The 16,696-nt window shown below is 54.5% G+C and carries 18 protein-coding genes, 1 tRNA gene and 1 pseudogene; 15 read left to right on the top strand and 5 right to left on the bottom strand.

Going from position 1 to position 16,696, the window contains the following annotated elements:
- The first annotated feature begins 10 nt into the window (after nt 1–10).
- The 3 genes from WDB70_RS10695 to rpoD all read left to right on the top strand — a co-directional run bounded on the left by WDB70_RS10695 (nt 11) and on the right by rpoD (nt 4,193).
- A complete protein-coding gene (locus WDB70_RS10695; RefSeq protein ID WP_406664159.1) occupies nt 11–457 on the top strand; it encodes a GatB/YqeY domain-containing protein in 447 nt (148 codons plus the stop codon).
- 58 nt (nt 458–515) lie between these two features.
- Nucleotides 516–2,258 carry a DNA primase gene (gene dnaG, locus WDB70_RS10700; protein ID WP_406664161.1) on the top strand — a complete coding sequence of 581 codons (1,743 nt, stop codon included), beginning with the start codon at nt 516–518 and terminating at the stop codon, nt 2,256–2,258.
- A 93-nt stretch (nt 2,259–2,351) separates the two neighbouring features.
- Nucleotides 2,352–4,193: an RNA polymerase sigma factor RpoD gene (rpoD, locus tag WDB70_RS10705; RefSeq protein WP_406664163.1), complete on the top strand. Its 1,842-nt coding sequence runs from the start codon at nt 2,352–2,354 to the stop codon at nt 4,191–4,193.
- Between the two features lie 32 nt (nt 4,194–4,225).
- Here the strand turns inward: rpoD and WDB70_RS10710 are convergent, their stop codons facing one another.
- Both WDB70_RS10710 and WDB70_RS10715 read right to left on the bottom strand, forming a co-directional pair.
- On the bottom strand, nt 4,226–5,116 hold the full coding sequence (locus WDB70_RS10710) for a lysine exporter LysO family protein (RefSeq protein WP_406664165.1): 891 nt from the start codon (nt 5,114–5,116) through the stop codon (nt 4,226–4,228).
- Nucleotides 5,117–5,149: 33 nt separating this feature from the next.
- The gene (locus tag WDB70_RS10715) at nt 5,150–5,338 is read right to left on the bottom strand and encodes a DUF2061 domain-containing protein (protein WP_406664167.1); all 189 of its coding nucleotides are present in this window, start codon (nt 5,336–5,338) and stop codon (nt 5,150–5,152) included.
- Nucleotides 5,339–5,516: 178 nt separating this feature from the next.
- Between WDB70_RS10715 and WDB70_RS10720 the strand changes: the two genes are divergently transcribed.
- Nucleotides 5,517–5,593 (top strand) — tRNA-Ile (locus WDB70_RS10720).
- Between the two features lie 135 nt (nt 5,594–5,728).
- Here WDB70_RS10720 and WDB70_RS10725 read toward each other — a convergent pair.
- Nucleotides 5,729–6,043 carry a phage integrase N-terminal SAM-like domain-containing protein gene (locus WDB70_RS10725; RefSeq protein ID WP_406664169.1) on the bottom strand — a complete coding sequence of 105 codons (315 nt, stop codon included), beginning with the start codon at nt 6,041–6,043 and terminating at the stop codon, nt 5,729–5,731.
- Between the two features lie 419 nt (nt 6,044–6,462).
- Here WDB70_RS10725 and WDB70_RS10730 point away from each other — a divergent pair, with 419 nt between their 5' ends.
- From WDB70_RS10730 to WDB70_RS10745, 4 genes are all read left to right on the top strand, one after another.
- Entirely contained in the window at nt 6,463–6,873 is a 411-nt protein-coding gene (locus tag WDB70_RS10730; protein WP_406664171.1) for a hypothetical protein, read from the top strand.
- The gene (locus tag WDB70_RS10735; protein WP_406664173.1) at nt 6,870–7,265 is read left to right on the top strand and encodes a hypothetical protein; all 396 of its coding nucleotides are present in this window, start codon (nt 6,870–6,872) and stop codon (nt 7,263–7,265) included. The genes WDB70_RS10730 and WDB70_RS10735 overlap by 4 nt, the downstream gene beginning before the upstream one ends.
- A 96-nt stretch (nt 7,266–7,361) precedes the next feature.
- Entirely contained in the window at nt 7,362–7,682 is a 321-nt protein-coding gene (locus WDB70_RS10740) for a hypothetical protein (RefSeq protein WP_406664175.1), read from the top strand.
- Between the two features lie 123 nt (nt 7,683–7,805).
- The gene (locus tag WDB70_RS10745; protein WP_406664177.1) at nt 7,806–8,201 is read left to right on the top strand and encodes a hypothetical protein; all 396 of its coding nucleotides are present in this window, start codon (nt 7,806–7,808) and stop codon (nt 8,199–8,201) included.
- 151 nt (nt 8,202–8,352) lie between these two features.
- On the opposite strand, the pseudogene WDB70_RS10750 reads toward WDB70_RS10745, so the two are convergent.
- Nucleotides 8,353–8,649: pseudogene (locus WDB70_RS10750) on the bottom strand (IS5/IS1182 family transposase); the annotation flags it as partial.
- 115 nt (nt 8,650–8,764) lie between these two features.
- Here WDB70_RS10750 and WDB70_RS10755 point away from each other — a divergent pair.
- From WDB70_RS10755 to WDB70_RS10770, 4 genes are all read left to right on the top strand, one after another.
- Complete coding sequence (locus tag WDB70_RS10755; protein ID WP_406664179.1) at nt 8,765–9,310, top strand: DUF7010 family protein; 546 nt, start codon at nt 8,765–8,767, stop codon at nt 9,308–9,310.
- A gap of 601 nt (nt 9,311–9,911) precedes the next feature.
- Nucleotides 9,912–12,521 (top strand): plasma-membrane proton-efflux P-type ATPase, encoded by a 2,610-nt coding sequence (locus tag WDB70_RS10760; protein ID WP_406664181.1) that lies wholly within the window; start codon nt 9,912–9,914, stop codon nt 12,519–12,521.
- Nucleotides 12,522–13,004, top strand: coding sequence for a DUF3224 domain-containing protein (locus WDB70_RS10765; protein WP_406664183.1), 483 nt, complete (start codon nt 12,522–12,524; stop codon nt 13,002–13,004).
- A gap of 72 nt (nt 13,005–13,076) precedes the next feature.
- Nucleotides 13,077–13,799 (top strand): YebC/PmpR family DNA-binding transcriptional regulator, encoded by a 723-nt coding sequence (locus WDB70_RS10770; protein ID WP_406664185.1) that lies wholly within the window; start codon nt 13,077–13,079, stop codon nt 13,797–13,799.
- Nucleotides 13,800–13,856: 57 nt separating this feature from the next.
- Here the strand turns inward: WDB70_RS10770 and WDB70_RS10775 are convergent, their stop codons facing one another.
- The gene (locus WDB70_RS10775) at nt 13,857–14,522 is read right to left on the bottom strand and encodes a hypothetical protein (RefSeq protein ID WP_406664187.1); all 666 of its coding nucleotides are present in this window, start codon (nt 14,520–14,522) and stop codon (nt 13,857–13,859) included.
- A 176-nt stretch (nt 14,523–14,698) separates the two neighbouring features.
- Between WDB70_RS10775 and WDB70_RS10780 the strand changes: the two genes are divergently transcribed.
- Genes WDB70_RS10780 through WDB70_RS10790 form a run of 3 tightly spaced genes read left to right on the top strand, consistent with a single transcriptional unit; the run spans nt 14,699 to nt 16,679 of the window.
- Nucleotides 14,699–15,511, top strand: a complete 813-nt coding sequence (locus tag WDB70_RS10780) for a prolipoprotein diacylglyceryl transferase family protein (RefSeq protein WP_406664189.1) — start codon at nt 14,699–14,701, stop codon at nt 15,509–15,511.
- Entirely contained in the window at nt 15,508–16,257 is a 750-nt protein-coding gene (gene dsbG, locus WDB70_RS10785; RefSeq protein ID WP_406664191.1) for a thiol:disulfide interchange protein DsbG, read from the top strand. Before WDB70_RS10780 ends, dsbG begins: the two co-directional genes overlap by 4 nt.
- Complete coding sequence (locus WDB70_RS10790) at nt 16,257–16,679, top strand: DsrE family protein (protein ID WP_406664193.1); 423 nt, start codon at nt 16,257–16,259, stop codon at nt 16,677–16,679. The genes dsbG and WDB70_RS10790 overlap by 1 nt, the downstream gene beginning before the upstream one ends.
- Nucleotides 16,680–16,696 lie beyond the last annotated feature (17 nt).

Raw genomic sequence — 16,696 nt, forward strand, 5'->3', positions numbered from 1 at the left:
CGGAGCCGTTATGAGTCTCAAAGAGCAACTCACCGACGCGCAAAAAGATGCCATGCGTGCCAAGGACAAACCGCGCCTTGGCACGTTGCGTTTGGCCCTCGCTGCCATTAAGCAGGTCGAGGTTGATGAACGCAAAGAACTGGCTGACGACGACGTGCTGACCATCTTGACCAAGATGATCAAACAACGTCGCGATTCCATCAGCCAGTATGAAGAGGCAGGTCGCCAGGATTTAGCCGACGCTGAAGCCGCAGAAATTCAAGTGTTGCAGGAATTTTTGCCCAAGCAGCTGAGCACCGATGAAATTGCCCAGCTGATCGACGACGCCATTGCTGCCACTGGCGCTGCCAGCCCGGCAGACATGGGCAAGGTAATGGCTTGGCTCAAACCCAAGCTGCAAGGCCGAGCCGAAATGGGCCCGGTGAGCGGCATGGTCAAGGGCAAGCTCTCCGCCTGACCTGGCTGAAGGGGCTCTGCCCCTTCTTTCTTCTCTTTCCATTGCTGATTGGAGTGTCATGGCTGGAACTATTCCCCGTGATTTTATCGACGATCTGTTGGCCCGTACCGACATCGTTGAGCTGATCAGCAGCCGCGTCAAATTGAAAAAGACCGGCAAGAACTACAGCGCCTGCTGCCCTTTTCACAGCGAAAAAACACCGTCCTTTTCGGTCAGTCCGCAAAAGCAGTTCTATTACTGCTTTGGTTGTGGTGCCAAAGGCGATGCCATCAAGTTTGTGGAAGAGTTCGACCGTATCGGCTTTGCCGAGGCCGTCGAAGAACTGGCCGCCCTGCACGGCATGGAAGTGCCTCGAGAGCAGAGCCACCAGCGCAACCCCAAAGCAGAAGAACGCCGCCAGGATGCCTACAGCCTGATGCAGCAGGTACAGCGCTATTACTACCAGAACCTCAAGCAATACCCGGCAGCGGTAGACTACCTCAAAGGCCGCGGGCTGTCGGGCGAGATAGTGAAAACTTTTGGCATCGGCTACGTGCCGGAGCAATGGGACAGCGTGCTGAAACAATTTGGCCAGCACTTTGACGATCAGCAACTGCTGATGGACACCGGCATGCTGGTGCAAAACGACAAAGGCCGGCGCTATGACCGCTTTCGCGACCGTATTATGTTTCCCATTCGCGATCGCCGGGGCCGCACTATCGCCTTTGGTGGCCGGGTGCTGGGCGATGGTACGCCCAAGTATCTGAACTCACCGGAAACACGGATTTACCATAAAGGCCAGGAACTGTACGGTCTTTATGAAGCGCGCCAGGCCAACCGCGAATTAGCGCGGCTGGTGGTGGTAGAGGGTTATATGGACGTGGTGGCGCTGTATCAGGCGGGCGTAACCTACGCCGTGGCAAGCCTGGGCACGTCCACCACCGCCGAGCAGCTGGAACTACTGTTTCGTTCCACGCCGGAAGTGATCTGCTGTTACGACGGCGACCGCGCTGGCCGCGAAGCCGCCTGGCGGGCCATGGAAAACGCCCTGCCGCTGCTGCGCGATGGCCGGACTCTGAAATTCATCTTCCTGCCAGACGGCGAAGATCCGGATTCACTGGTTCGCGCCCAGGGCAAAGAAGCCTTTGAGGCAGCCTTGGGCGAAGCGTTGCCGTTGTCACAGTTTCTGTTTCAGGAGCTGGAAAAGAGCATCGACATGGCCAGCCCTGACAGCCGCTCACGACTGGCCGAGAGCGCCCTGCCACTGCTCGAAAGGCTGCCCGACTCGGTATACCGGGTGATGCTGCGTGAGCAACTGGCCAAACGCCTGGGCGTGGCCGAAGAACAATTGGGCCGCTTCCTGCGTAAAAACCCGGAGCCGGCCAGCAAGACATCGGCGCAAAAGCCGCGCAAGCTAACCCCGATGCGCATGGCACTGGCCATTTTGGTGCAGTATCCGGCCCTGGCCGAGACACTTCCGGATGATTTGGATCTGGCTAGCCTGAACGTACCGGGGGCGCCGGTATTGGGCACCCTGATTAGCGCCATTAAGGCGGGCCCGGTTCCGACTACAGGGCAACTGCTGCGGCGTATCGACGATACTGACGCCGCCGCCATACTGGAAAAACTGGTGAGCTGGGATTTAAACCTGGCCGACGACAGCCGTGTACCAGTGTTACTGGACACGATAGACAGGATTCTCACTGAATCCTTGGAGCGCCGCTATGACGAGCTACTCCAGAAAAGCAAGAACAAAACGGCGGATCAGCAAGAACTTCAAGAGCTTACCGAGCTTTTGCAAGCACTTAAGCTGAGCCAGTAACCAATCCGTTGAGCTAGAAGTAAACAGGGCAAGTCGCTATACTGTCCTATTCACTTTTTGGCTTGGCACATAAATTCTGAGCGGATGATGTCTATGGAGCAAACCCCACAGTCACAGCTGAAACTTTTGGTCGCAAAGGGTAAGGAACAGGGCTACCTGACTTACGCTGAAGTGAATGACCATCTGCCGGACGACATAGTCGATTCCGATCAGATTGAAGACATCATTCAAATGATCAATGACATGGGTATCCAGGTGTTCGAAAGCGCACCGGACAGCGATACCTTGATGATGTCTGAAGATTCTACCGACGAAGACGCTGTTGAAGCCGCTGCCCAGGCACTGGCTACCGTTGAAAGCGAACTGGGCCGTACCACCGACCCGGTGCGCATGTACATGCGTGAAATGGGCACCGTTGAGCTGCTGACCCGTGAAGGCGAAATCAACATCGCCAAGCGTATCGAAGACGGCATTAACCAGGTGCAGTGCTCGGTTGCCGAGTACCCGGAAGCCATTACCTCACTGCTGGATCAGTACGACAAAGTCGAAGCGGGTGAAGCCCGCCTGACCGACCTGATCTCCGGCTTTGTTGACCCGAACGCCGAAGAAGAAGCCGCACCTACGGCAACGCACGTGGGTTCCGAGCTGTCCAAAGAGCAGCTTGATGATGAAGACGACGATGACGACAGCGACGACGAGGATGATGCATCCGAAGACGATAACGCGCTGGACCCGGAAGTCGCCCGCGAAAAATTTGCCGAGCTGCGCAAGCAATACGAAGCCGCCTGCAAAGTAATGAAAAGCGAGGGCCGTGCCTCTGACGCGGCTCGCGAAGAAGTACTGAAGCTGGCCGACATCTTCAAAGAGTTCCGCCTGGTACCCAAGCAGTTTGACCGTCTGGTTGCCGAAATGCGCCAGATGATGGACCGCGTGCGGGTGCAGGAACGGCTGCTGATGCGCATGCTGGTCGAAGAAGCCAAAATGCCGCGCAAGGTGTTCATGAAAACCTTCCCCGGCAACGAGTCCAACATGGGCTGGCTGGACGGCCACATTGAAGCCGGTAAAGGCTACTCCAATGTGATGAAGGAAATGGACGAAGATCTGCGTCGCTGTGTGCAGAAACTGCAAAACATCGAGCAGGAAACCGGCCTGACCATCGAAGCCATCAAAGACATCAACCGCCGCATGAGCATCGGTGAGGCCAAGGCCCGCCGCGCCAAAAAGGAAATGGTTGAGGCTAACCTGCGTCTGGTTATCTCCATCGCCAAGAAGTACACCAACCGTGGCCTGCAATTCCTGGACTTGATCCAGGAAGGCAACATCGGCCTGATGAAGGCCGTCGACAAGTTCGAATACCGTCGCGGTTATAAGTTCTCAACCTACGCCACCTGGTGGATCCGTCAGGCCATTACCCGCTCCATCGCGGATCAGGCCCGTACCATCCGTATTCCGGTGCACATGATTGAGACCATCAATAAGCTCAACCGTATTTCCCGGCAGATGCTGCAGGAAATGGGCCGCGAGCCGACCCCGGATGAGCTGGCCATTCGCATGGCCATGCCGGAAGACAAAATCCGCAAGGTACTGAAGATCGCCAAAGAGCCGATCTCCATGGAAACCCCTATCGGTGATGATGAAGATTCGCATCTGGGGGATTTCATCGAGGACAACACCCTCGAGCTGCCAGCGGACGCTGCCACCAGCGAAAGCCTCAAGTTTGCCACTCAGGAAGTGCTGTCCAGCCTCACCCCGCGTGAAGCCAAAGTACTGCGTATGCGCTTCGGTATTGATATGAATACCGACCACACCCTGGAAGAAGTGGGCAAGCAGTTTGACGTGACCCGTGAGCGGATCCGCCAAATTGAGGCCAAAGCGCTGCGTAAGCTGCGCCACCCATCGCGCTCGGAAATTCTGCGAAGTTTCCTCGACGAGTAAAAAAAACGGCGCCGCAAGGCGCCGTTTTTGTATCAGGCCAGGAGTAACGCCATCAGCAGTGGCGTTGCCAGGCTCAATAAAAACCCGGACACAATGGCCACCGGCACCGCCTGGCTACCACCGCTTTTTTGAATAACCGGCAAAGAAAAATCCATTGCCGTGGCGCCAGCGCAACCCACTGCCAGCGGTAACGCCCGCTGCATCAAGGTAGGAATCAAAGCCAGTGCCAGCAGCTCACGGAATAGATCGACAAAAAAGCTGGTTGCGCCCCATAGCGGCCCCAGCGCGTCAGACACCAAAATACCCGACAAGCTATACCAGCCAAAGCCACTGACCACGCCCATGGCCTGGCGCACCGGCAACCCCAGCCAGGGCGCGAGCAGCGCCCCGGCCGCCAGGCTGGTCACCAGTACCACCGTAGCAATTTGCACCCCTTGGCGGTTCAGAAACAGCTGCCTGAGCCCCATGCCGGCTGACTTTAACTGCATGCCAATCAATAGCAGCAACAGCCCCAACGCCAGCTCGGAAAAAAGCTGCGCCGGCACCACCAGCCATAACCCCAGTAGCGCTCCGAGCACGACCGCCGCCACCAGTTTGGCGGCGTCACCCAGCACCACCGCCCAGGCCACCGGCTGGCGCTGCCCTGCCCGGCCGCCATCAGCGCGCCAACGGGCCAGTAACCAAAGGCCCAGGCCATTAGCCGCCATTACCGCCACAAACAGGCCTACTGTGGTGCCCGCCATACGTGTAAGGGCTGGCAGCAGGTTATCAATGGCCGCCAACCCCAAGCCCATCAGAAACAAAATGATGTACACCAAAGCGCTAATAGCACGATTCAGCCAGTGCAGCGGCGCACCGCTTAGCCGGGGAAAGGCAAAGCCCAGCAACAACGGCAGCAAAATAACAGCAAGAGACGCGAGCATAAAACGGGCCCAAAGGAGTTCAGGCCCGGCAGGTTAACAGGTTTTCAGGCGGTTGGCGCGAATGCGCTCCCACAGCTTTTCATGAAAGAAATAAGCCACGGTATTGCAGGCAGGCTCCACCAGCGCCATCACCCCGCCCACCACCACAGAGCCGGTCATCAGGTAGGCAAGGGAAAAGGCCACCGTCATATGAATAGCGGCAAAACTCAGGGTTTTTAACATGGCAATTTTCCTCCCGGCTGTACATCAGTTTCATAAATGATAGCTATTCTTATTTGAGAAGCTAATCAGAATTACCGAACAAGCCGACCATAAATTCGCCAACTGCTTCAATTTCCGCCCTTTTCGCCTACCTTCACGGGTGACAGCCACCGCCGCGCCCCTTATAATTCCCGGCCACGGCCCCTTAGCTCAGTTGGTTAGAGCACACGACTCATAATCGTTAGGTCCCCAGTTCAAGTCTGGGAGGGGCCACCATCTTTCAAGGCTTCCAGGCCTTTGCAGTTCCCCCGCAAATGCCTGGTGCTACCTCAGTGCTACCAAGAAAACTGCTATATCAATATTCTTTGTTACCCCATCTGCGCTTCTCCTCCGATACGTCGGGTGATCGGATCACGGCAAGACAGAATGGTTCAACGCATTTGGGAAACAACGCCCTTCAGAAGGCGTGAAAACAATAGGCAAGCGCCGATACCGCTTGGCATGTTGAAAGTCCAAGTCGCCCAGCTCAATACTCAGCACCTTGTGGTAAAGAAATGCCAGTGCATTCAAAGCAGTTTTTTGCGTATTGATAGATACATGTTTCTCGTTTGACAGCCATGTAAGAAAGGCACGCACTTCCTGAGCCCCCATCTGTTCCGGATAGGTCAGTCGGTGGAAGTAGATATAGCGCTTGATCCAGTGAAGGTATGTCTTCTCCGTGCGCATACTATATCCGCGCAACCTGAGTTCTTGACGAATGTGGTTCAGGAATGAGCTCCGTCCCATGTCAGCACCTCCTGTGCGTAACTGACTATATTATTCTGTGTTTATGTACAGTTTATATCGATGTGTCGAGTACCTGTGCATGAATCGATGCACAGGTGTGCTCATTTGCTACTGGAATCAGCGCTTAAAACGGTTCAGTATCAGGTTATTATGGACATTGTGTAGTGGGATACTGTGCACAAAATTTTATACAAATGCGCATGCTCGTTTTCAACGGAGGAGAATGGCTGTGATTCATCATTTATCCAGTCTATACAGTCAGTTAGTGACATCTTCTCGGTTCTTTGCTTGAGCCAAAACACGCATGCGCGGTATTAAAATGTTAGGCATTTATGAGAGTCTCATCCACTAGAATTGCCATGGGCATATTTTTGGCACCGCTTGCGACTTTGCTGGTTGTGATACCGGTGTTTGCCCAAGCAGTCATTACGAAACCTCCTCCTCTCGGTCAGATTCCTGGCTACATTTTTATTTTCCTAATGTTTTGTAGTGGTTTCTATGTGAGTGCTTTCTTAGTTACCGCATTCGTGGGAGCACCCATTCACTTACTGTTGGATAAGCTAAAAATAGACCATTGGGCCGTCTATACGGGCTTGGGACTGATTATAGGATTCGCTTATGATCGTTTTGAAATCTATGTCAGTCATTCCCCGGACTTTGGTACGTATCCCATAAGCATGGCCAGTGGTGCAGTCGTGGCATTCGCATTCTGGTTGGTTGCTGCTAGAAAGAAGGGCAGCGGATGTAATTTTTTCCGAACAAATGAATGAAGCCGACCAATTTTCCGCTGCCGTTCCAAATTGGCGGCTTATTCAAGGCATTATATAGCTCTATGAAATTAACTTTACCTGCAGCATTTCTTTTACTTTATACTACGAGCATCGGTAGTAACCTGGACTTCGAAGTGCATAGTAATAAACTTGCCACGGTTCACCTCCTCACTGTTTCTGGCCCTGGTACAGAGGGTGCGGACTTGGTTGAACCCTGGTACGAGAAGGCGCAAAGCCTTTGTCCTAAAGGTATTAATAGAATTGAACCGCAAGGCCAACCGTTAGTCAGGGATAAAACCTGCGGCGATGCCATTGAGCATATCGATGGTAAACCGCAATGCGAAGTCATAAGGGCAAGTGTCTTTGGAAAGATTATTTGTAATGCTCCATAACAAGCACCTTAAAAATGCGCACTTCGTGCGCCGGACTCGCAACAAGTTGCTCGCCGTTTAGGCGGGCGTTATATGCCTTTTAGGAAATGAGTAAATATGGACATTCAAGAACAATATAGTGATGAAGCAAGAATACAGCTGAACTTTGCTTCGTTTATGGTTGTGGCAGTTTGGGTTTGTTTTGGTGTAGGACTATCTTTTTCGGTAGCATTTCATTTTTTTATTACAAATGTTGCCTCTGACATGGCTTCGGAAAATACAATGTTCTGGTTTTCATCTGCTATATATGGCTTTCTAGGTTTTATTTTTTCATTAATAGGTTCTGCTGTGATTTACCCTGCATATAGTTTTTGGTGCGAGCGTATGCGAGGGCAACGAGTTAAAGGTAAATTTGCGCTGGTTCGACGCGGCATATAACAAGCCAATTAAGTGCGGGATGGACTGCTAAAGCTTGGCTCCGCTGCGCTACACAATTTTAGCCAAGTATTATCAGCCCCTTATTGGGGCGTTATGCGCAAGGAAATAAATCGAGGAGTTTAGATGATTGATTTTTTTTGGGATTTATTTCAACAAGGTCAAATTAGTGACGTAAAAAAGGATATAGAGTTAGGTCGGGAAAAAGCCAAATATCAAGATGGTCAAAACCTAAATTTAGAGCGAAGGTTAAGAGAGCTTGAAAGGCGTCATGAACAACTGAAGTTGGTAACTTTAGCTATGTGGTCATTATTAAGAGACCACTCAGGATTGCTAGAGTCCGATTTAAGAAAATATGTCGAAACAATTGATTTAATGGATGGAAAAAGGGACGGTAAGGTTTCGTTCGCAAAAGAGAAAGTTACTTGTCAAGGTTGTGGCAGGGTGATGTTGTCAACATCTTTGGTTTGTGCGTATTGTGGCAATAACATGTCATCTAACAACCCATTTCATGGAGCTTAAAAAATGAAATCGCATAACAAAGCGCTTCAGTCGGACCTACCTCCATTCCGCGCTTTTTGTGGCCCGCTGAGCACGGCGTTAGTGCTACAAAGTATGGCGTTGTTGATCAAATCAGAGCTTGGAAAGCCTGCCTCTAAAGGGCTTACTGCCCTTAGCTGACCTTACGAACAGGCATGCCGAGGCCCAGCATTTTGTTCATCACCTTCACCCCGGCCAAAGCCTCTGCCACTTGGCCGTTGTAGTCGCGCAGACTCAGCTTCAGGCTGATGAGCTGCTGGTATCGCGACATGGCCGTTTCCGCTTTTGAGCGTTGGTGATAACCGCTTTCCCTTTTCCACTCGGCCAGTTGCCCGGTTTGCAGCGCTGCCACTGCCTCGTTCCTTGGGTGACATTGCTCCCAGAAGCCCGCTGTCTTGCGAGGCGTAATGGTCACTTTGGCCCTTTTCTTTGTAGTGGCCTTATTCTTTGATTTACTCACTAAAACCCAAACTGTCTCAAGCTATTAGGCATCTGCTTCATCCTCTGCCATGCTGCTTAGGCTTATAGCTATTTCAGGAATAACAATGACCATAACGCAAGCACAGCAGGATATGCGCTACGCCTACCACGGTGGCGGTTTTGGGGTATTGGTGTCGGGCCTGGTGTGGTTACTGGCCATGGTGGTGGCTCTTGGGGTATCTGACTGGGCCAGTATGCTGACGCTGTTTTTTGGCGGCATGGCCATTTTTCCGTTGAGTGTGGCGCTGTCAAAGCTGTTTGGCCGGCCGGGCCACCATGGGGCGGGCAACCCGCTGGGCACGGCGGCCATAGAGAGCCTGGCCATCCTCTTGGTAGGGTTGTTTGTGGCGTTTGCCAGCGCTCGGTTTGGCCACTTTTTCTTTTACCCGGTGATGTTGCTGGCCATTGGCAGCCGTTACATGGGCTTTAATACCCTTTATGGCAACCGCCTGTACTGGCTGTTGGGTGCCTTATTGATGGCTGCCGGGGCGTTCCTGTTGGTATTAAAAGCGCCGCCCTGGCAAGGGGCGGCCAGTGGTGCAGTACTGGAAATTACCTTTGCCAGCCTATTTTTGTGGCAACAAAAGACCGCCAAGGAGAGACCGGTATGACAATTAACGGCACCTTTGATGTGACCTTGACCCCGCTGGCATCCGCCCACTGATAACGATGGCGTAGCACTAAAGTTCATGGCCATTGCTAAGCTCTTTCATAGCGAACTGGCGGGCCAACGCTCAGCGCCATACCGGGTGCAGTGAGTCGGGTCATGTTACGCCGCTCCTGACGTTCATCAAGCTACGCCAGTCTCGTTTAAGGCCATGGGCAACTTTCGAAGCCGTCACCAAAGCGTTCAGAGCTGTGGCGGCGATAACGTATGAACACAGCACCTTTGCTAAGCAAAAGGCGGCTGTTTTCGACGTTTTGCCCCGCTTGCCATGGCGCTGAAGGCAACGCCAATGGACGAGAGCAACCTTACCCCTGGGTCCCAGCCAGTAGAGATTGAGCAAAGCGTGGTGGTACTTCGCCCGGGTGCTGATTGGATACCTGGCGTGGTCAATCGGTTGTTGCCGGCGACAAACCGGGGTCGCCGCAAAGTTAAGCGCAATGGCTCAGTCAATTTAGGAAAAAACGCCCTATAACAATCTAATATCAGCAAATTAGCGACAAAAATAACGTTGTCGGAAGCAATTTAGGCTTAATGCCGGAGAACATATGAGCCTTAACAACCAGCGAACAGACGATTACCTGGGCCAAACCGCCCGGCATACGGCAAGGCAGCTGCAGGTGGTCCCCGCCACCGGCCTCACCGACAGCGAAGTTCAGGCCAGGTTGCAGCGCTTTGGCTACAACGAGATCACCGCCCGGGAAGAACCCCTGTGGCATCGCGTGTTTCGCCGCTTCTGGGGGCCAATACCCTGGATGATCGAGGTTGCGGCAGTGCTGTCTGTGGTGGTTGGCAAGTGGGATGACCTTGTCATCATTACCATTATGCTGCTGGTGAATGCCGGGCTGGACTTTTTTCAGGAGCACCGGGCTCTTAACTCCCTTAAGGCTCTCAAGCAACGCCTCAAGGCCGAGAGCATCGTGTTACGCAACGGAGCATTTAAGACCATCCCCACACGGGAGCTGGTTCCGGGTGACATTGTCAGGCTGCGTATTGGCAATATCGTACCCGCGGATGTACAGCTTCTTGATGGCGACTACCTGTCGCTGGACCAATCGGCACTTACCGGCGAGTCACTGCCCGTCAACAAGAAGGCCGACGAGATTGCCTATGCCAGCACCATCGTCAAGCAGGGGGAGATGCTGGCAGTGGTGGTCAATACCGCTGCCCGAACCAATTTCCACAGTGTGGTTGCGCTAGTGGCCAAGGCATCGCTGGAAGAGCGTAGCCACTTCCAGAAGATGGTGATCCGTATCGGTGACTTCCTGATCCTGCTCACCATCGCCCTGGTGGTGCTGATCGTCATGGTGTCACTGTTTCGCCACGAACATTATCTGGAAATCGTCCGCTTCGCCCTGGTACTCGCGGTGGCGGCCATTCCGGTGGCCTTGCCGGCGGTGCTGTCGGTAACCATGGCGGTGGGTGCACTCAACCTGGCCCGCCGGCAGGCCATCGTGTCGCGCCTGACCGCCATCGAGGAACTGGCCGGGGTGGACGTGTTCTGCTCTGACAAAACCGGCACTCTGACACAGAACCAAATGCAGGTGGCCGAGCCGGTAGTCTTTGCCGGCCACGATTTAGCTGATCTGTTCCGCCTGGCGGCGCTAGCCTCCAAGCTGGAAAATCAGGACCCCATCGAACTGCCGATATTCGAGTACATCAAAAATAAACTGCCGGATGCGGACTGGCAGTCCTACCGCCAACTTTCCTTCACGCCCTTTGATCCGATCCGCAAACGCACCGAGGCTGAGGTGCAAAAAGGCGAGGACCGGTTCGTGGCCATGAAGGGCGCGGCCCAGGTTATGCTGGCGATGGCAGAGCTCGACGACCAGCAGATACATGACATTAACCAGACCGTGGAGCAACTCGCTGGCAAGGGCTATCGAACCCTGGCGGTCGGCCGCCAGCGTGGTGATGCGCCGCTGGAGCTGCTGGGCCTGCTACCACTTTACGACCCGCCTCGGGAGGACTCCAGGCAGGTCATCGCTGACATGAACGCAGACGGTGTCGAGGTGAAGATGGTCACCGGCGACAACCTAGCCATTGCCCGCCAGATCGGTGGCCTGCTGGGGCTGGCACAGCACAGTTTGCGCGCCAGGCAGCTAACGGGCAGCGCCAGTAATGAGCTGCTGGCCCTGGCTTCGGTACTGTCGGGGGCTATCTACCAGAAGCTAAAGCCGGAGGTAAGCAGCAAGGATGTACAGCGTTTTGCCGCAGAGGTGATCGAAACCCTAAAGGCAAACTATGACACCAGCCTGCTGGATCAAGAATTTATCCACACCCACGAATCGGCCATCGTGAAGATGATCGAGTCGGTAAACGTTTTTGCCGAAGTGGTGCCAGAGGATAAGTACCGTATCGTCGACGCCCTGCAAAAGGCCGGGCACATCGTTGCCATGACCGGTGATGGCGTCAACGACGCCCCGGCGCTGAAGAAGGCCGACTGCGGTATCGCCGTGGCTAATGCCACTGATGCGGCACGCGCGGCCGCCGATATTATACTGACCGCGCCTAGCTTGGGAGTCATCAATGCAGCACTGAAACAGGCGCGGATCACCTTCGAGCGGATGAAGAGCTATTCCATCTTCCGCATCACCGAAACCATCCGCATCATCCTGTTCATAGCGCTCAGCATCGTAGTCTTCAATTTCTATCCCATCACCGCACTGATGATCATCCTGTTGGCACTGCTGAATGACCTGCCCATCCTGGCCATTGCCTACGATAACACCAAGGTCAGCCCACGCCCGGTGCGCTGGAATATGCAGGAGATCCTGATAATTGCCAGTGTACTTGGCATAGCCGGCGTGACTGCCTCCTTTTTGCTGTTCTTCCTGTTGCAAAAAGCTGGTGTCGCCGAGCCGGTGATCCAGACCATGCTATTTCTCAAGCTGATTGTGGCGGGGCACAGCACGCTGTATATCACGCGCTCACAGAGCTGGTTCTGGAAGCGCCCCTACCCGGCACCGCTGTTGCTGGCGGCCACCTTCGGCACAGAGTTCGTCGGCACCCTGATGGCGGTTTATGGGATATTCGTCACGGCTATTGGCTGGGAGAACGCCCTGTGGATGTGGGGCTATGCGCTGGCATGGTTCGTGGTCAATGACGTGCTCAAGATGCTCACCTACCGGATGCTACGGGCCAGGGAAATGATCTGAATGGGGCAAGAGGCTGCTATCGGTGCTTCATTGCAAAGCGCTTTTGCCAGCCTACGCTTATGGCAACAAAACCACCAAGGAGAGACCGGCATGATAATTAACGGCACTTTTGATGTGACCTTGAGCCCGCTGGCATCCACCCTCACTGATAACGCCGGCGTAGTCATAAAACGCATGGCCATTGCAAAGACCTTTCATGGTGAACTGGCGGCCCAAAGCCAGGGCGAGATGCTCAGCGCCATGGCAGCCACGCCGGGTTCGGCCGGTTATGTGGCCCTTGAACAGGTGTCAGGTACGTTGGCCGGTAAACAAGGCAGCTTTGTGCTGATGCACTACGGAGTAATGGCTGACGGCCATAACCGCTTGCAGCTGGAAGTCGTGCCGGGCTCCGGCAGTGATGAGCTGGCAGGGCTATCTGGCAGCATGGGTATTACCATCAAAGAAGGGCAACACTTTTACACTTTTGATTATCAGCTTGGCTAAACCGCTGGTGCAGACAGCAGCGCCGCCAGCGGTTACAATTTCGCACTCTGTTATCTGTGAAGAAGCATTCCCATGGGCCGAGCGTTTAACAACCGTAAAGAATCCATGGCCAAAACGGCCGCAACCAAAACCAAGATTTATTCCAAGTACGGCCGCAGTATCTATGTCTGCGCCAAGCAAGGCGGCACTGACCCCAACGGTAACCTGACCCTGCGCGGCCTGATTGACCGCGCGAAAAAAGATCAGGTGCCTGCGCACGTGATTGAAAAAGCCCTCGACAAAGCCAGCGGTGCCGGTGGTGAAGACTTTCAGCCCGCACTGTACGAAGGCATTGGCCCCGGTGGCGCCATGGTGCTGATCAGCGCCCTGACCGACAACCCCAACCGTACCTTTGGCGAAATTCGCGGGGTGTTCTCGCGCTGCAAGGCAAAACTGGGCACCCAGGGGTCGGTGTCACACATGTTCGACAACCGCGCCATGTTCGTGTTTGCCGGCGACGACGAAGAGCCTGCATTGGAAGCACTGATGGAAGCGGATGTGGATGTTTCTGACATCGACTGCGAAGATGGCATGATTACCGTGCTGGTGCCGCCAACCGAGTTCTACAAAACCAAAACTGCGTTGCAGGAAATGAACCCGGAAATTGACTTCGAAGTAGAAGAAATCACCTACCTGCCGCATGTTGAGCACGCCCTGGCCGGTGAAGATGCTGAAAGCTTTGAACGCTTTGCTGGCATGCTGAACGAACTGGAAGACGTGCAGGAGATCTACCACAACGGCAGCTTTACCAGCTAACCTGCCTAGTAGCACCCCGAGCAGCAAAACGGCGCCAAGTGGCGCCGTTTTTGTTGCTCAATCCTGGTCGCTGGCGGGGGTGGAAAGGCCCACCAGAATGCCGTAGTAGCGGCCATTTTGTTGGCGAATGGGCAAGGCTTTAAGGTCAATGTTACCGCTCAGGCGCTGGTCACTGACGATGCCCTGAATACCGGAACTGATGGCCTGGCGGTCGCCACTGGAAAGCACCACACCACACAGCTCGTCAGAGCAACCAAGGTTGTCAGTGTAGATGCCCTGGCCAGCATCGGCGGTGTTCTGCGCCACCACTTCCACCAGCAGGCTTTCGTTATCAGAGGCTGATGAATCTGATTGCTGCATCGACAGCGCTGAAATACCGTTTTGAATCTGCATGATGCTGAGTTTGTCGAGGCTGTCAGCATCAAAGTGCAGGTTGCCGTCTTTGTCGGTACTGACCAGCCTATCAAGATTTGGTAGCGTACTTTGGTCCAGCGACACCTTAGGTTTGGCCGGAGTGCTGCCATCGTTGTCGCTATTATCACTGCTGCTGGTGTTGTTATCGCCGCTGTCGTTGCTGGCGCTCATGGCGCTGTTGTCATCCATTGGCGTTACAGCGACGCCTTGCTGCGGTTGCGGCGGTGGCCCGTCGTGCATAAACAGCTTCACATAGGCCAGCAGTACCAGCGCCAAACCCAGAATCACAAAGGCAATATTTCTCATCACGGCAGTCGACTAATAAATGGAGTACTTACGGTGGCAAATCCGGCATGCTTTTGGCAAGCCCAAGGGCACTTTTGTTTAGGCAGGGTTGGTGAAAGATAAATAGCCTGGCCCCGGTCTGATGTTTTGGCTGCCTGCGCCGCCATAACAACGTAACATCAACCCCGTAACAACATTGGATGGCAAATAGCACCATGCTCAGTTTTTCCATTGGCCCCCTAGCCTTACCCGCTCGGCCCCTGCTGTTACTGATCGCCTTTGGCCTGGCAGTGCTGGCCGGCAGCCTGGCGGCAAAACGGCAAGGCCGAAACCCGGAGTCAGCTCTTTTTGCACTACTGCTGTTTGGCCTGCTGGTAGCACGGGTAGGCTTTGTATTGCGTTATCAGCAGCAATATCAGAGTAACTGGTGGCAGGCGCTGGATGTGCGAGACGGTGGTTTTTGGCTGTGGCCGGCCTTGCTGGCAGTGCTGCTGGGAGCTGTGGCACTGGCCTGGAGGAAACCAGCGCTGCGCTGGACCCTGGGGCTGGCGCTGGGTACCGGTATGGTCACCGGCCTGACCGGGCTGGCATTGATCCGCCACCTGGAACTGCAACAGCCACTACCCAATGAAACCCTGTATTCGCTGGCTGGCCAGCCAGCCAGTCTCAGCCAGTTTCACGGTAAGCCGCTGGTGGTCAATTACTGGGCGAGCTGGTGCCCGCCGTGCCGCCGGGAAATGCCGGTACTGGCCGAGGCTCAGCAACACTACCCCGATGTGCAGTTTGTGTTCGTTAATCAGGGCGAAGATCTGATGACCGTGGCAAACTACCTGCAACAGCAAAAGCTGAACCTTCAGCATGTGCTGCTGGCCCCCAAGGGAGCCAGCGCCGTACCCATGACACTCTTTTTTGATGCCAGTGGCAAACTGGCAGACAGTCACTTAGGTAGCCTGTCTGCGGCAACTCTGGCACATTACCTTCAGCAGATAAAATCCGACAGGAGTATGAAATGAGAGCCTTATTGGCACTAGTGCTGGCCAGCGGTCTGGCCCAGGCAGCCGACAAACTGCCCGCCCCCATCGCCATGATGGAACAGCAAGGCGTGAAAATCGTCGGCACCTTTGATGCCCCCGGTGGCCTCAAAGGCTACGCAGCGCAGGTGCGCAATCAGGCCCTGGCCCTGTACCTGACTCCGGACGGTAAGCACGTGATCACCGGCTACATGTACGACACCAAGGGCAATAACGTCAGCGAAGAGATCCTCGACAAACTGGTTTACCAGCCGCAGTACAAAAAAGACTGGCAGGCGCTGCAATCGAGCAACTACATCAAGGACGGCGCTGACAGTGCCAAGCGCGTTATTTACATGTTCAGTGACGCCAACTGCCCTTACTGTAACCACGTCTGGCGTGACGCCCGCCCCTGGGTAGAAGCCGGTAAAGTGCAGATCCGCCACGTCATGGTCGGCATTTTGCGCCAAAGCAGCCTGACCAAGGCCGCAGCCATTATGGCCTCTAAAGATCCGTCAAAAACCCTGCACAACTATGAGCAGAACCGCGAACACGCGCAGCTGCCGGATATGGCCAAGATCCCCGACAACATCCGCAAGGAGCTGAGCCATAACTATCAGCTGATGCAACAAATGGGCATTAACGCCACTCCGGCCATTTACTTCAAAAATGATGACGGCCAGGTGCAGCGCATCAACGGCGCGCCGCGTGGTGCCCAGTTAGAAATGGTGTTTGGACCCAAGCCCTGATGCCCCTGCCGTTAGGTACCATCAAGCACTGGCCCGGCAACGTCACGTTGCCGGACTCCACGTCACTGAAGGCCGTGCTGACGCTCAGTCAGGCTGACAACACGGCCAGTGCGCTGGAAAAAACAGCCCGCACCCTCAATCTGGCTGAATATGCCGGCATTACTACGGTGCAGCTGAAGCTGTTGTTATCTGGCCCAGCGGCGCAACTGGCCAATACCAGCAGTGCTCTTTATGTCGCTCATCAGACGACCCTCAGCACCTTGTACAGCGCGGGTATTGAGGTTGCCGTGTGTAGCCAGGCGTTGGCCAGCCAGAGTATTCTCCCGGCACAAGTTGCGCCCGGCGTCACGGTGGTATTGTCAGCACTGACCAGCAGTATTGACTGGCAACAGCAGGGTTTTGCACTGTTGCCACAGGATTAAAAAAACCGGCCTAACAG

Origin of the sequence: Gallaecimonas aegicerasi (assembly GCF_045291545.1) — a bacterium.
In the GTDB taxonomy this organism is placed as follows: Bacteria; Pseudomonadota; Gammaproteobacteria; order Enterobacterales; family Gallaecimonadaceae; genus Gallaecimonas.